Source organism: Humiphilus diazotrophicus, from assembly GCF_059726315.1.
Genome location: NZ_AP040870.1, coordinates 3,770,297 through 3,786,158 on the forward strand (window position 1 = coordinate 3,770,297; position 15,862 = coordinate 3,786,158).

The 15,862-nt window shown below is 52.5% G+C and carries 9 protein-coding genes; 8 read left to right on the top strand and 1 reads right to left on the bottom strand.

Annotated elements, in window-relative coordinates; translation table 11 throughout:
- Positions 1-370: 370 nt before the first annotated feature.
- Entirely contained in the window at positions 371-1,123 is a 753-nt protein-coding gene (locus tag AC6I7T_RS16200; protein WP_497794542.1) for a hypothetical protein, read from the bottom strand.
- 47 nt (positions 1,124-1,170) lie between these two features.
- Between AC6I7T_RS16200 and AC6I7T_RS16205 the strand changes: the two genes are divergently transcribed.
- The 8 genes from AC6I7T_RS16205 to AC6I7T_RS16240 all read left to right on the top strand — a co-directional run bounded on the left by AC6I7T_RS16205 (position 1,171) and on the right by AC6I7T_RS16240 (position 15,854).
- Entirely contained in the window at positions 1,171-1,458 is a 288-nt protein-coding gene (locus AC6I7T_RS16205; RefSeq protein WP_497794543.1) for a hypothetical protein, read from the top strand.
- Between the two features lie 12 nt (positions 1,459-1,470).
- Entirely contained in the window at positions 1,471-2,397 is a 927-nt protein-coding gene (locus AC6I7T_RS16210; protein WP_497794544.1) for a Kdo hydroxylase family protein, read from the top strand.
- A 110-nt stretch (positions 2,398-2,507) separates the two neighbouring features.
- Positions 2,508-4,265, top strand: coding sequence for a M20/M25/M40 family metallo-hydrolase (locus AC6I7T_RS16215; RefSeq protein WP_497794545.1), 1,758 nt, complete (start codon positions 2,508-2,510; stop codon positions 4,263-4,265).
- Between the two features lie 157 nt (positions 4,266-4,422).
- Positions 4,423-6,459, top strand: a complete 2,037-nt coding sequence (thrS, locus tag AC6I7T_RS16220) for a threonine--tRNA ligase (RefSeq protein WP_497794546.1) — start codon at positions 4,423-4,425, stop codon at positions 6,457-6,459.
- A 186-nt stretch (positions 6,460-6,645) separates the two neighbouring features.
- Positions 6,646-7,458, top strand: a complete 813-nt coding sequence (phnX, locus tag AC6I7T_RS16225) for a phosphonoacetaldehyde hydrolase (protein ID WP_497794547.1) — start codon at positions 6,646-6,648, stop codon at positions 7,456-7,458.
- A gap of 266 nt (positions 7,459-7,724) precedes the next feature.
- Positions 7,725-9,608, top strand: a complete 1,884-nt coding sequence (locus AC6I7T_RS16230) for a glycoside hydrolase family 2 protein (protein ID WP_497794548.1) — start codon at positions 7,725-7,727, stop codon at positions 9,606-9,608.
- Between the two features lie 316 nt (positions 9,609-9,924).
- Complete coding sequence (locus tag AC6I7T_RS16235) at positions 9,925-12,813, top strand: ligand-binding sensor domain-containing diguanylate cyclase (protein WP_497794549.1); 2,889 nt, start codon at positions 9,925-9,927, stop codon at positions 12,811-12,813.
- 695 nt (positions 12,814-13,508) lie between these two features.
- On the top strand, positions 13,509-15,854 hold the full coding sequence (locus tag AC6I7T_RS16240; RefSeq protein ID WP_497788349.1) for a TonB-dependent siderophore receptor: 2,346 nt from the start codon (positions 13,509-13,511) through the stop codon (positions 15,852-15,854).
- Positions 15,855-15,862: the final 8 nt, after the last annotated feature.

Consider the following 15,862-nt stretch of genomic DNA (forward strand, 5'->3'; position numbering starts at 1 on the left):
TCCAAAGGTAAATTCGCTTTGTTTTGTGTCAGTCCTGCACCGGGGTAGCCGACCCGCGATAAATGAAACGGGAGGTCGGATTGTGATGTTTCTTATTAGGGCAGGCCTTCAGGCCTGCCGAAAGCTGTCTTCTTTTGGGGGATGAAACATTCTCGGTAACGAATGTTGAAGAAAGATATAGAAGCCCTGAACCTATACCAATCCACGCGTTTTGTCATTGCTTCCTCCCCTCCAAGACTGCTCAAGCGGTGTCTTGCAACTGCTCGCGCGGCCCTGCCTCCCACTGCATTCGTTACCGAGAATGTCTATCCACAGTTATAAGAATTGCAGCGGCTGGCCTGAAGACCAGCCCTGTCACAAGGCCACAAATCTAGCTCCGACGACGATACCGGATTTCAAACTCGTAGCCATTATTTGGAGGGAAGAGTCCTGCCACATGGCGCAACCGTTCAGCCAAGGCAGGGGGCGCAAGCATGGGATACTCTCTTTCGCGAAGATCCACATAATCGAAATCAATGGTCAGCGCGAGCATGTAGATGGCTAGAGCATCAGCAAAAGCAGCTTCCAGAAAGGCCGTCTTTGCACGTTCGTCTATGCCCTTACCTTCCACCCCCTTGCCGTCGAGAGCACGACGCCGGTTCTCCCAGCCATCTTGGCTGGTCTCACCACGCACCTCAGCCTCTGCCTGTGCCCAGGCCAAATCGCTGAAGCTCTGCGGCACTCCGACTGCTTCGATGAAGTGATGAGCGGTATTGATGAAGAACTCGAAGGAAAGACCAAAACGATCCTGCATCAAACGAGCGGAGATAAAAACACAATCGGACTCGCCAAAGCGCACGTTCCGGTGACAGATTGCCCGATCTGCCAAACTGATGGAGTAATCCGGAGCTACCATGATGTGCTCAGCCTCGGGAATCGTCAGAGGCACAAAGTAATAAGCACATTTTTTGATAGCGGAAGCAATGGTTTGTGGGACGGCCTCAACCAACCGCTCTAGCTCGTTGTGCGGCAATTGAGTCTGGCCGAAGGTTGCATAGCAAATCCCATTTTGTGCTTGCTCTACGGGAGTTTGCTGGGCGACGGTTTGAGCTGATAACAACTCGATCTGTGCTACTCCTGACATTCCTTGTATTCTATCTGAGGGCAGCCAGTTAGGACCCACTCACGACAATGAGCCTTCCCCGCACTCAAGAGACAAGACTTTTCGGTTTCCCCATCAGTGATTTTGGCTTCTTTTCCAGCCTTCTTTTGGCGTTATCTTCCGGTTTTCTGGCATTCTTTGCCACGGCATTTTTGGGGATTGTTGCACTCCTGATCTATAACCTCGCCGGACATCATTCTGTCGACTACGCCCTTGCATACAAAGACGTGGCCTTCCCGGTGGGTTGCGTTTTTCTCGCCTTAGGCTTTCTCGTATTTGGGACGTTATGGATCCGCGCAAAAACCACAGGGAAATAGTCTCTATCGATCATGGCCGTCATTTCAATTCCGCTCGAAGCACTCGTTGAAAACCGTCCACCCACTCCAGAACAAGCTCGAACGTGGTGTAGTCAATTGGAAGCAGGCAACATCCTCTACTTTCCACGTTCCCCTATAGCTATCGCTTCCGAAGACCAGACCTTCCTACTCAATCAGCAGCAAACCGACAGCAGCCTTCACAAAAACATCGCCTACAAACCCAATAAAGACCAGCTGAGTGGAATCAATCGAAAAGATGTGGATGCTGCCACTCTCGCTCGCGTCCATCAGATTCTTAGAACTTATTCGACTTCGGTCACGAACTTTCTCACAAAATTCCTTTCACCGTATCAACAACGCTGGCAACTGGACTACGCCAGCTATCGTCCCATGGAAGAACAAGGGCGCGATTTGCCTCTCCGCCGCCGCAACGATCTGCTGCACACAGATGCTTTCCCTACCAGACCTACCCACGGCGCCCGCATATTACGTTTCTTCAATAACATTCATCCCACCCGCACACGCGATTGGGTAGTAGGTACGCCGTTTCCCGACCTTGTCCGCCACTTTGTCCCGATGCAGATTGCTCCTCCCAAGCCGGACAGTGCAAGTAAACGGCTGTTGAAGCAGACGCTCACCACATGCGGAATTGGCCGGATCATTCCGGAACTGAAGCGTTCTCCCTATGACGACTTCATGATGCATTTTCATAATTTTCTGAAAGAGCACGCGGAATTTCAGACATCTCACCCTAAACTTCGAATCTCCTTCCCTCCAGGATCGAGCTGGATGGTTTATACCGAGACTGTCCCTCATGCCGTGTTAGCCGGACAATACGCGATCGAACAAACCTTTCTCGTTTCACCAAATGCTATGGTGGACCCCAAAACAACGCCACTCCACGTCCTGGAGCAGATCACGGGTTCACGCCTCGTCTAGGAGATATGCCAAAGAAACAAGCTTACGGACGTTGATATCTGATATCTGTAGAACAAGAAATCTATTGGTGAGAGTCTGCAGTCTCCGCCGGTTCGTATGGAGCCTAAATCATGTATCGAAAGCGCAATTGCGCACTTTTGGCCGCCAGCCTTCTCGTAACTCTTCCCATCTTCTCTGCTGTTAAGCCAAAAACGCCTGCCGCTACGGAAGCCTCCGCTTCTACTACCCAGGGTCAGCCCGCAGTAGAAAACGTAGATCTCAATATGTATCAGCGGATTCGTGAAGAGGGAATCAATCACTCTCATGTGATGGAGTTTGCCTCCGCCCTTACGGACGCCATTGGTCCCCGCCTGACAGCATCGCCCAATATGAAAAAAGCCAACGAGTGGACGAGAGACCAACTGACGACTCTGGGCTGTGTAAACGCACATCTCGAGGATTGGGGTGCATTCGGTATCGGATGGCAACAGCTCAATACCTGGGCGCGTATGACCTCTCCGGACACGGCTGTCTTCATCGCTCAGGCTACACCATGGTCCCCATCGACCAATGGCCCGGTCAACGGACAAGCCGTACTGGTCAATATCCAGGAAGAGAAAGATATCGATCAGTACAAGGGAAAGCTCGCCGGCAAAATCGTGTTCCTTGGCGAGATGCGCGAGGTAGCTCCCGTCGATCAGCCGCTCTTCTTCCGTCCCACGGAGAAGCAGCTCGCGGACATGACAAAGTACCCGCTCGACAGTCCCAATTACAACGCTGCCTTGGCAGAACGTAAGAAAAGGGCACAGCTACAGGACAAGATCGTTCAATTCCTGACCGAAGAAAAAGTCGCGGTGGTAGTTCGTCCCAGCCGCGACGGCAAGAACTCCGGAGGCTCGGGCGGAACCATCTTTGATGACAATGGAGCGGCAATGGTAAGCCGTCCCTATCTTCCGGAAAAAGCTGTAAAGATTCCGGTAATCGTAATAGCTATTGAGAACTATGGTCGTGTCTACCGCCTGCTAAAGGCCAATGTCCCTGTTTCGCTCGAGGTAGATGTCGAAACCAAGGTTACGGGCGATCAGGAGCATGCTTTCAATACCATTGCCGAAATCCCGGGCACCGATCCCAAGCTTAAGGACGAAGTGGTAATGGTCGGCGGCCACCTGGACAGCTGGGCTTCCGCTACCGGCGCCACAGACAACGGAGCAGGCGCAGCTGCCGCAATGGAAGTTATCCGGATCCTTAAGGCGCTCGACGTACACCCGCGCCGCACCATCCGCATAGGCCTCTGGAGTGGAGAGGAGCAGGGGATTCTGGGTTCGCGTGCCTACGTCCGGCAGCATTTCGGTGGGGCACCGCTTTCAACCGATCCCGAACAACAAAAGCTCCCTGAATATGCACGTCAGAGCAAGGGAGCACTAGAGCTGAAGTCCGAGCAGAAGCTTATTTCATCCTATTTCAACATCGATAACGGAACCGGACGCCTGCGTGGTGTTTATCTCCAGGGAAATGCAGCCGTCGAGCCGATCTTTTCCCAATGGATCGCTCCGCTCAAAGATTTGGGAGTAACGACGCTCACCATGCGTAATACCGGGGGAACAGATCATCTTTCCTTCGACGCCATTGGCATTCCGGGCTTCCAGTTCATTCAGGATGAAATGGACTACTCCAGCCGAACCCACCACACCAACATGGATACCTACGAGCGTCTTCAAGCAGAGGATCTGAAACAGGCAGCCACCGTAGAGGCCATCTTTGTCTATAACGCAGCCATGCGCGATCAGATGCTCCCACGGAAGCCTCTCCCACATCCTGAACTGGACGATCAAAAAAATCAGCCACTTCCCAATCTCTTCCCGGGAGCCGTTTCGCCGGAAAAGAAGTAGATTCCCATTCCAGAACCCAATGGCACAGAGCACGTTTCTCTGTGCCATTTCTGTTTTTGGACCATCTTCCGTACACCTGCAAAACCTCCCACAGCTCGACGGATGCCGCCAAGAGTCATATCCTGGAGGAGATTTCCTCAAGTAAGTCAGACATCTTATGAGTGCAACGCAAAGTTCTATCCAGGTTCATCTTCCCGACGGCTCCGTGAAAACGCTGCCCTCCGGCACGACTCCGTTCGATGTCGCGCAGGGCATTTCGCCGCGGCTGGCTTCAGCCGCTGTTGTTGCCCGCATTAAACCGGTCAACTCCACTACCACGGCCACTACCGGTGACACTTCTGCAGAGGATTCCATGTATGCAGCGGCTGATCCGAATGCCGAACGCCTGGTCGACCTGGCCACTCCTCTGACTGAGGATGTCCAGCTTCAGCTCCTTACGGAGAAAGATCCAGACGCCCTGCGAGTCGTCCGGCACTCGGCCGCCCATGTATTGGCTACAGCAGTTCTCGAGCTCTTTCCCGAGACCAAGCTGGGGCACGGTCCTGCAACCGATTCGGGCTTCTTCTACGATTTCTACCGGCCAACCCCGTTCACGCCGGAAGATCTGAAGGCTATCGAAGCCAAGATGGCCGATGTCGTGGCCCGGGATGAAAAGTTCGTTCGTGAATCGGAGCCCCGCGAAAAAGGGCTCGAAGAGTTCAAGCACGACAACGATTTCATGAAGGTCCACTTCATTGAAAAATTCACCAAGGCGGGCGAAGAGATCTCGCTCTACCGCAATGGCAAGTTCGTGGACTTTTGCCGCGGACCTCACGTTCCTTCTACCGGAAGGGTGAAGGCTTTCAAGGTTACAAATCTTGCCGGCGCCTATTGGCTGGGCGATGAGAAGAACCCGCAACTGCAGAGAATCTACGGTACGGCCTTCTTCTCAAAGAAGGAGATGGAAGAGCACTTCGCTCGCCTGGAAGAGGCGGCCAAGCGCGATCACCGCGTCCTCGGTAAACAGTTGGACCTCTTCAGCATTCAGGAGCTCGCCGGTGCCGGCTTAATCTTCTGGCATCCTAAGGGCGCTATGATCCGCAAGGTCATGGAAGACTGGATGCGCGACGAATGTCTCCGCCGTGGCTACCAGCTTGTCTACACGCCACATGTCGCTCGCGTGAACCTATGGCAGACCAGCGGACACGAAGGCTTCTACTCGCAGAACATGTTCACCCCTATGGAATTGGACGATGCGTACTATCGCATGAAGCCGATGAACTGTCCGTTCCATATTCTCATCTACAAGAATTCGCCCAAGAGCTATCGCGACCTGCCGGCTCGCTATGCTGAATTGGGCAATGTCTATCGCTATGAGCGCTCCGGAACCATGCACGGACTCCTCCGCGTTCGCGGCTTTACGCAGGATGACGCCCACATCTTCTGCACTCCGCAGCAGATCGAAGATGAGGTCGTGGCCTGTATCGATTTCGCAGAGGCCGTACTGAAAACCTTCGGCTTCATGGAATTCAAAGTCGAGCTCTCGACCTGGGATCCGAACGACCGTGCCCACTACGCAGGCTCGGACGAAAACTGGAACCTCGCCATTCATTCGCTCGAACGGGCTCTGACGAGAAAGAATATCCCGTTCAAAACGATTCCCGGAGAGGCTGCCTTCTATGGGCCAAAGATCGACGTTAAATTGGTCGACGTACTAGGCCGTCTATGGCAGCTCTCTACCGTGCAGTTCGATTTCAACCTGCCGGCTCGCTTTGAGCTGGAGTACGTTGGAGAAGACGGAGAGCGACACCAGCCGGTCATGGTGCACCGCGCACTCTTCGGCTCGGTTGAGCGCTTCTTTGGCGTATTGATCGAGCACTATGCCGGAGCTTTCCCGCTTTGGCTGGCACCGGTACAGATCGGTCTTGTGCCCATCAGCGAACGTCATGTCGAGTACGCGAAAAAGATCGAGGCTCAGCTGAAGGAAGCTGGTTTGCGTGTCGAGCTCGACGCTCGCAACGAAAAGATGAATGCCAAGATCCGCGACCTGACAATGCAGAAGATTCCTTATGTCCTCATCATGGGCGATAAGGAGGCTGCAGGAAACTCCGTCAGCCTGAGAACTCGTGGTAAAGGAGATCAGGGAACCGTCAACTTTAGCGAGTTCCTCTCCCGCGCCAAATGGCTCGTACAATCCCAATCCACCGAGCTCTAGAGCAATTTCAGTGTTACTATGTCCGGTCGGATACTCGTTAAGTGCCGCTTTCTTTGGCGGAAAGCGGCATCGGATTTTGCGGTTCCAGGATACAGCTACCCTGAAATTGCTATAGCCAATTCTTGAAACCTGAAGGGGCACTTTTCGTGCCCCTCAATTTTTTTCACGAAGGAGATCCCTGTCTTTATGCCCAAACAACACCTCCAAGCCGTCTTTCTCGATTGGGCGGGGACGACCGTAGACCACGGCAGCATCGCTCCAATACAGGCCATCGCCAATGTCTTTGCTACGCATGGCATTCCCTTGGAGCTGCCCGTAGTTCGCCGTTATATGGGTCTATCGAAACAGGAACATGTGCGGCAGCTGTTGCTATCGGCAGAAGCACGTCAGCCCTGGGTCGAGAAGTATCATCGAGAGCCCAACGATGCCGATGCCCAACAGCTCTATTCGGAGTTGGGAGCTGAATTTCTCCAGGTGGTCCGCAATCATTCTGCCGTAATCGGGGGAGTTCCTGAGGCAATTGAAATCATGCGGAGCCGTGGGCTCAAAATTGGCGGAACAACCGGCTATACACGCCAGATGCTCGAAGCCGTCGCAGCTTCTGCAAAACCACAGGGCTATTACACAGACCTCAGCTTTTGCCCCGACGATGTCGGCGCAGGACGACCCTTCCCGTGGATGTGCTACCGTCTCGCCCTGGAGCTGCGCGTCTATCCACTCTGGGCCATAGTGAAAATAGGAGACACCGAAGCAGATATCACCGAAGGTCTTAATGCCGGGATGTGGACTATCGGGCTTACCCGCTGCGGGAATCTTGTCGGCCTCGCGGAAGAGGAATGGCATCGGCTCAAACCGGAAGAACAGAAGACCCGCCTCAAGCCCGCTGAGGAGACGCTGAAACGTGCTGGCGCGCACTATATGGCAGAATCGGTAGCTGACTGCCTGCCAATCCTCGATGAGATCGAAACTCGCCTAAGTAAAGGAGATAGACCCTCCTAGAGGGGCCTATCTCCCGATCAGTCAGACCCCCTTCAAAACACTCTCTCCGCCCAATTCCTCATCGATTCTCAGCAAATCTCATCGTCGACAGCAAAGGACAATTGCATCTGGCAGCAAGCCTGCATATCATGAGGCCGTCACCCTAATCGAGAACTTTTGGCATCTGTACGGCTTTGCCTCAGGACAGCTCTCCATTTGTTCTATAGGGATTTAATTCGAAGTTTGATCAAAATGCAGGAAAGATAAACCCGTTTATGGATCTACCTATGAGAACCAGACTGAATCCGCCTTGCCGGCAGCTATTATCAGCCATTCGAGCCCTTCCAATACTTCTTTTTGTTTTTCTCACTTATACGAGCTCAACAGTCCTCGCGGAGAAGACCGGACAGCACACTCCTACCCTTCTCACGGACATTGATCACCGGCAAACGATCAGCCTGAACGGGCCCTGGCACTTCATGGTCGATCCCTATCAAACCGGACTCTTCAGTTTTCACAATGACATCCGGAAGGATGGGTATTTTAAAAATGCGCATTCCGTTCCCGGCGGACCCCTTGTCGAATACGACTTCGACAAGGAGCCTACGATCCAAGTACCTGGAGACTGGAATACACAGCGGCCAGACCTCTTTAACTACGAGGGGTTGCTCTGGTATCAACGTTATTTCGATTTTCAACCGGATGCGGGCAAGCGGACCTTCCTCCATGTAGGAGCGGCCAACTACCGTTCGCATGTCTGGGTGAACGGCGAATACCTCTGCGAACATGAGGGCGGATTTACCCCCTTTGACTGCGAAGCAACCGAAGCCCTTCATCCCGGACGGAACTTTGTTGTGATCGCGGTTGATGATACCCGGATTGCCGATGGTATCCCAACCACTCAAACCGATTGGTTCAATTATGGCGGCCTTACCAGAGATGTTTCTCTCGTCTCCGTCCCGAAGACATTTATCGATAGCTACGACCTCCACCTGAAGAGGGGCACAGAGAACACCATCGAAGGCTGGATTCATGTCGAAGGAGCGCAGCCGGGGCAGGAAGTCAGCATCGCCATTCCAGAAACAAAGGCTCGCACTTCAGCAAAACTGGATAACGAGGCCAAGGCAGTTATCAGCCTCCAAGCTCCGGGACTTCAATTGTGGTCGCCAGCAACACCTAAGCTCTATCGTGTCGAACTCCAGGCAGGGAACGACACACTTACCGACGAAATAGGTTTCCGCACTATCGAAGTCAAGGGAGACCAGATCTTCCTTAATGGAAAGTCCATCGCCATGCGCGGCATGAGCGTTCATGCGGAGGCACCCTACCGGACGGGCCGCGCATACAGCGACAAAGATGCAGAGACGCTACTTGGCTGGGCAAAGGATCTTGGAGCAAATTATCTACGTCTGGCGCACTATCCCCACGACGAGCGCATGACACGCCTCGCAGATCGCAAAGGCATCATGATCTGGTCTGAGATCCCCGTCTATTGGGCCTGCCAGTTTGGGAATCCTCAGGTATATGAGAAAGCCAAACAACAACTCACGGAGATGATCCGCCGCGACCGCAACAAGGCTTCGGTTGTCCTTTGGTCCGTTGCGAATGAAACACCCTCAACAGAAGACCGTACCCGTTTCCTGAAATCCCTCGTTTCGGTGGCTCATGAACTCGACTCTACGCGCCCCGTCACGGCAGCCCTACTGGTTCACGGAGCCGCAGGACAAACGAAGGTCGTAGACGATCCTCTAGGCGAATATCTCGATGTCATTGGAATTAACGAATACATCGGATGGTACGAAGGAAAGCCACAAGACGCAGATATCACCCGCTGGGATATTCGCTACAACAAGCCGCTCTTCGTTAGTGAGTTTGGTGCAGAAGCTAAATCCGGACTGCATGGAACACCTGATAGCCGCTGGACGGAAGAGTACCAAGCCAACGTCTACAGCCACCAACTGACAATGCTTCGTAAGATGCCACATCTTCGCGGCATGAGTCCCTGGATCTTGATGGACTTCCGTTCACCCCGGCGTCCTTTGCCTGGGATTCAGGACGGTTTCAATCGCAAGGGATTGGTCTCCGATCAGGGCGAAAAGAAACAGGCATTTTCAATCCTGCAAAAGGCCTACCAACAAGAGGATGTCCCCTCGGCGGATCCGCAGAAATAGAACTCTTTCTGTTGCCGATATACAGTCGAAAGGGCTGCCGGATTGGGCAGCCCTTTCGATTGCACACTAGATAAAGCAATCTCTGTCGGGCCACAATAGATAAGTCATATAGAGAAGGTAACCTAAAGCCTTACCTATCAGTAATCACGCCCTTCACCCTAAAGAGACCTCAAATTCAACGCTGTAGGCAACACCTTTACCTATCCAGCCCTTTCGCTCTGCAACTTGTTTCACATACCAGCCATTCAACACTGAATCCAACAAACTCCATCAATAAAGCTTAGTAGACTTTACAAAGTCGAGATAGGATGCAGATATGTGGGCACTCCATCCGATCTCGCGGACACTGCTGTTTGTAACCATGGCAGTTCTGACTTGCCGGTATGTCGAGGCGCAGCACTATACCTTCAAACAATATGGACAGCCCGAGGGGCTGCACAATCTGAATGTAACCAGCATTCTTCAAGATCGAGCCGGTTTCATATGGGCTGGGACAGAAAATGGGCTCTATCGCTATGATGGCGCGCGCTTCTCCCGCTTACAAACTATTGAGGGAATTGACGATCACGATATTTCTGCAATCCATCAAGACGGACGCGGGAGAATCTGGATCACTACACTCCACGACGTACTCTTTGCAGATCACGGCCCCTTTCACCGGGTTAGCTCGCCGCGGAATCTTCAGATGGATCTGCGCTCCGCGTTGACGTCATTTCCCGACGATCCCAACCATATCTTTCTACTCAACAACCATACCGTCGCTGTGGCAGAAAGCTCCGACTTAGGAAGCTCCTGGAAGCTCGCACCGTACTTTAGTCCTCAACAACTGACTCAATATCCCCAACTGCTCAACATTTCCGGATTGCTGGCAACTCCAGAAGACCGCCTCTGGATGGGTTGCAGCAACAACCTGTGTGCATCCTCTCCAGGAAAGATACAGGTCTTTACCCCGGCTCGGGGACTACCCGAAGATAGATGGAGACCCATCCTTGTCGACCATACAGGCAAGCTCTGGGCACGCGGACTTCACCACATTGCCGCTTGCACTTTATCCGGCTGCTCCCTTCAAGACGGCGATCTTACGCAACAGCTCACCGGAACAAAGGACGGCACCCTGGCGGAAGATGCCAATGGACGAATCCTGGCCAACCTGCCCTTAGGCTTAGCCAGATTTGAAAACGGCCATTGGAAAATATTCGCGACCAGCAACGGAATTCCAGCTTTCCCTGTCGGACATATCCTTGTCGACCAACAGGGATCACCATGGCTCGCTCTTACAGGACATGGTCTTGCACGCTGGAAAGGTTATGACACCTGGGAATCCTATACAACGGATGAGGGCTTGGCCGATAACCAAATATGGGGCATCTATCAAGATGCTCATGGCGTCTGGGCAGGGACCCAAACCGATCTGCGTTTTCTACCGAAGGGAAGTAATCGGTTCGAGAAAAGAGCGGGAAATTATCCCCATAATCTACCGGCTGTCCAAACACTTACAAAGTCGAAGGACGACCATATCTGGGGCGGGGAAAACGATGGAGACTTGATCGAATATGATCCCATCAAAAAGACATCCCGTATAGTTACAAATCTTCACTCCGTTATCTCTCTGCTGGTGGATTCTACAGATCGTTTATGGATCTGCTCTCAGATTGGGCTTTACTTTCTAGATCTGCAGCAGGGAAATAAAGCACAGCCAACTCTGGTGCAAGAGGTCCCCAGAGTACGTATCTATAAGGCCGTCCAGGATCGTTCCGGTGATCTTTGGTTCATGTCGAATGCCGGATTGTATAAGTACGAGAACCATCACCATTGGGTCCATATCCCTCTGCCTTCCGATTTCACCCCGCAATTCGCAGAACATGTTGCGGTCCAGGCCGATGGATCTTTCTGGCTAAATGGGGTAGAACCGCTCTCGCTACTACACGCACGCATGGATGGGAATAAGCTGCGGATACTCGACCGCATCCCTTCCAGCAGCTTGGCTTCCAGTGAAATCGTTGAACTCGATATCGACTCGCGAGGTTGGTTATGGGTCGGAACTGACGCCGGTGTAGATGTATTTAACGGCAAGCAGTGGCGCAGAGTTACAGAAGAAAACGGCCTCATCTGGAATGATGTTGACGGAGCATCTTTCTTCTCCGCACCCGATGGCACGGTGTGGATCGGCACCAGCGCTGGCTTAGCACATCTCGTCCATCCCGAGAATCTCTTCCGCTCGGAGCCGCTCTCTGCATGGATTACTGAAGCCAAACGTGGAAACATCGCCTTTGCCTCTCTCGATCAAGACCAGACAAAAGAATTACCGTGGGCCCGCCTCCCAATCACCTTTCATCTAGCGGCATCGAACTTTGCCAACGCAAATGCGATCAACTTCCGGTATCGCCTTGCCCAGGTAGAAGACTGGACAGAAACCAGTGAACACGAGCTTCGGTATCCACCGCTATCTCCGGGCCACTACCGATTGGAAGTAGTCGCCGAAGATACCGGTACGCATGACCTATCTCCCGTAGAAACCCTCTCCTTTACGATCCTTGCGCCATGGTGGCAGACAAAAGCCTTCTATGTCTCTATTGCCATCGTCATCCTGGCATTTGTATGGCTGATCTGGCGTTGGAATGTGCGGCTACTCCTGGTTCGCCAGCGCTATCTGGAGCGCTTAGTTTCGGAGCGGACAGAAGAGCTACGAATGATTGCCACCCGGGACTCTCTTACCGGGCTTCTTAACCGCGCAGCCATCTTCGAGCAGTTAGAACGGGAGATCCATCGGTGCCAGAGAGAGGGAACAACTCTCGCCGTCGCCATTGCCGACCTCGATCACTTCAAAGATATCAACGACACCTACGGACATCTGGTGGGCGATGCCTTCTTGCAGGAATACGCAAACCGAATCCTCTCAGCAGTCCGTTCTTATGACTATGTTGGACGATATGGAGGCGAAGAGCTTCTGATCATTCTGCCCAGCCTCGATCCGGAGATCGCACTCAAGCGCCTTGAGGAACTTCGGCTCTCGGTTTGCGGCAACCCATTCCGCAGCGGTGAAATCTCCGCGCCTGTTACATGCAGTTTCGGCCTGGCTTGGTTCGATTGCTCAATCCACGATTCCAGCTCGCTTGTCGATCAGGCAGATCAAGCTCTCTATCGGGCAAAAATGAATGGACGCAATCGAGTTGAATACTATCCGGCATACCCTTCCAGCTACTAGAGCAATTTCGCTTTCACTGTAGACCCGGAACAAATGACCGCGTGGCCGTTCCGTCAAAGAACGGCCACACTGCACTGAATTCCGCTGGACCATACTAAAAGCGAAAATGCTCTATAGCGGAATCAGGGTAGATGTATCCGCAAGCCACAGCGGACTGCGCGGCTTTCCGTCAAGAAAAGCTGCACTTAACCCTTGCTGAATAGCACACAATAACCCTGACTCCGCTCTAGAGAACCTTGGTTTCGAAGTAGGAGGAAAACTGATATCTGTGCGGGCATTCCGTTAATCTTTCTCGCGGTCTCATATTGCAACACATTTGCATACTCTCGCTATTACGATTTCCCTGAAAGTCATGGGATTTTCGGCTGTTGCATCTCCAGATGCAACAGAAAACGCGCACAATCGTTGATCTAGGACTGGATTTGTCGTATTTTAATCAGGAACCAAAAATTCAAATCTAGTCGAACATCTATTTTTAGATGCAACTTGGTTGCATCTAAAAAACAACTTGATCCAGGAAGGTCCTCGTGGAGTCTTTTGGCGAAGCGCCGCGAGGACCTTGAGATCGACAACCGAAAGGCTGGCGGCAGGCTCCAGAGTATAGGACAAGTCAGCCTTCGGTACACGAAAGGTATTTTTCTATGGCTGGCCGCTCCTCTCTTCGGCACAGAGTATGGCTTTCTGCCTGTAGCTTTGTGTTCCTTGCATCTACACTCGTTGTGCAACTGCTTCCGGCTCAGTCTTTCTTCCTTTCGCCACCGCCACATACTCAAACGATTTCAGGAATCGTGCTAGATCCCAGCGGTGCTGCGGTCTCTTCCTCTTCCATCCTTTTTGTCTGTGGCAATACGCGTAGAAACACAACCTCCGCGGCCAATGGTGAATTTTCCCTGGCTCTCCCTGAAGGAAAATGCAGAGTAGCAATCCACGCTGCGGGCTTCTCCACATACGAACAAGAGATCGAAGTGCCATATGACCGCCCTCAAGATCCGCTGACATTTCGGCTCCTGTTGGGAGCGGAGCAAAGTACAGTTACGGTTACAGCGAACCAGGACTACGTTGGAGATGAAACGCAAACAGGTACAAAGACCAGTACACCCCTGATTGAAACGCCACAGACCATCTCTGTCATCACACTCGATCAGCTCCAGCAACAAAACGTCCAGACTGTGATGGACGCACTCCGCTACACTCCCGGCGTCAATGCCGAAACATATGGAAGCGACACACGCTATGACTGGGTAAGAATTCGCGGCTTCGACGCCGGAACTTATGGGATGTTCCGTGATGGCATGCGCTGGCAAAGTGGACAAATCGCAGGCCGTACTGAGCCCTATGGGCTCGAAGAACTGGATGTCCTAAAGGGACCGGCATCTGTTCTCTATGGACAGAGCCAGCCGGGAGGCCTGGTAAACATGGTCTCCAAGCGACCTCTCTCCACGCCCTTTCACCAGATTGAATGGAACAGTGGCAGCTACAATCGTCGTCAGTTCAAGGCCGATTTGAGTGGACCGCTCGATAGCAGAGGCCACCTTCTTTATCGGATTACAACCTTAATCCGCAACAGCGATAACCAAGTAGACTATGTGCCGGATAATCGCCGTTATGTAGCTCCATCCCTGACGTGGATTCCAGACAATAAAGGGTCTCTCACACTGCTCGCCGAGTATCAACACGACCATGCAGGCTTCGGGCAGTTCCTGCCCGCCTACGGTACGCTTTTACCGAATCCCTACGGTGTTGTCCCGGTTTATCGATACATGGGAGAACCGACCTTCGATTACTTTCTCCGCAATCAATATCACTGCGGTTGGGCATTTGAGAGACATCTCGATAAGCGCTGGTCTATTCGGCAAACGACACGCTATTCCAACATTGGCTGGGAAGGAAACGACATCTACGGGTATGCACTCGAACGTGATTACCGAACTCTCGATCGCATCGCCTTTTCGGGTCACTTTGATTCTCATCTCTACACAACAGATACCCAGGCACACGCAAGCTGGAACAGCAGCAACATTTCACAAACACTCCTCGCCGGAGTGGACTACTCCAATGGAGTTATGGACCAGCCGACCTTCTGGACGATAGGACCGTCGATAGACATCTTCAAACCTGTTTATGGAGTCAAAATGCCGTTGTTACCACCGGCGTCTTCGTCTCACCAGCCCTCACATCAAACAGGTGTATATCTGCAAGACCAACTTAAGATCCGCCAGCATCTTATTTTCACCTTCGGAGGCAGGGAAGACTGGGCTTACATTGATACGCAAGATCTCCTCGCAAAGAGCTCAGCAAAGCAAAATCCAAGCAGGTTCACGGAACGCGCCGGAGTCACCTATCTTACAAACTTTGGACTCGCCCCATATTTCAGCTATTCCACAAGCTTCCTTCCTACGACCGGAACAGACCTCTTCGGCAAAGCCTTCAAACCAACCACAGGCCGCCAATATGAAGCAGGACTCAAATATCAGCCGCATGGTTGGAGAGGGTTCTTTACCGCCTCCTTCTACAACATCACGCAGCAGAATGTACAGACGCCCGATGGGCTCAATACCATACAAACCGGAGAGATTCGCTCGCGTGGCGTGGAACTCGAGGCCGTAACCAAGCTCCTCTCCACGCTTACCCTTCACACGGGTTATATGTATGACGATGTCAAAGTAACTCGAACAACCATCGAATCCGAACTCGGCAAACGTGCCATCCTTGCTCCTGAGCAATCTGCATCCTTGCTTGCCGACTACACGGTACCGCGTGGAAAGTTGAGAGGACTGGGGCTCGGCGCGGGAGCACGCTATACGGGCATCAGCGCAGGGAGTTCAACAAACGAATTTATCGTGCCCGGATATACGCTCTTTGATACAAATCTCCGCTACGACTTCGGAGCCTTTCGCCTTTCCGTCAACGCTACAAACATTGCAGACAAACGTTACGTATCGGTTTGTACAGGACTCAGCTATTGCAACTACGGATCGACGCGAAATGTAATCGGCGGCATCCGTTGGAATCTTCCTGGTGGAGAACGGACGAAGAAATAAACACTGCG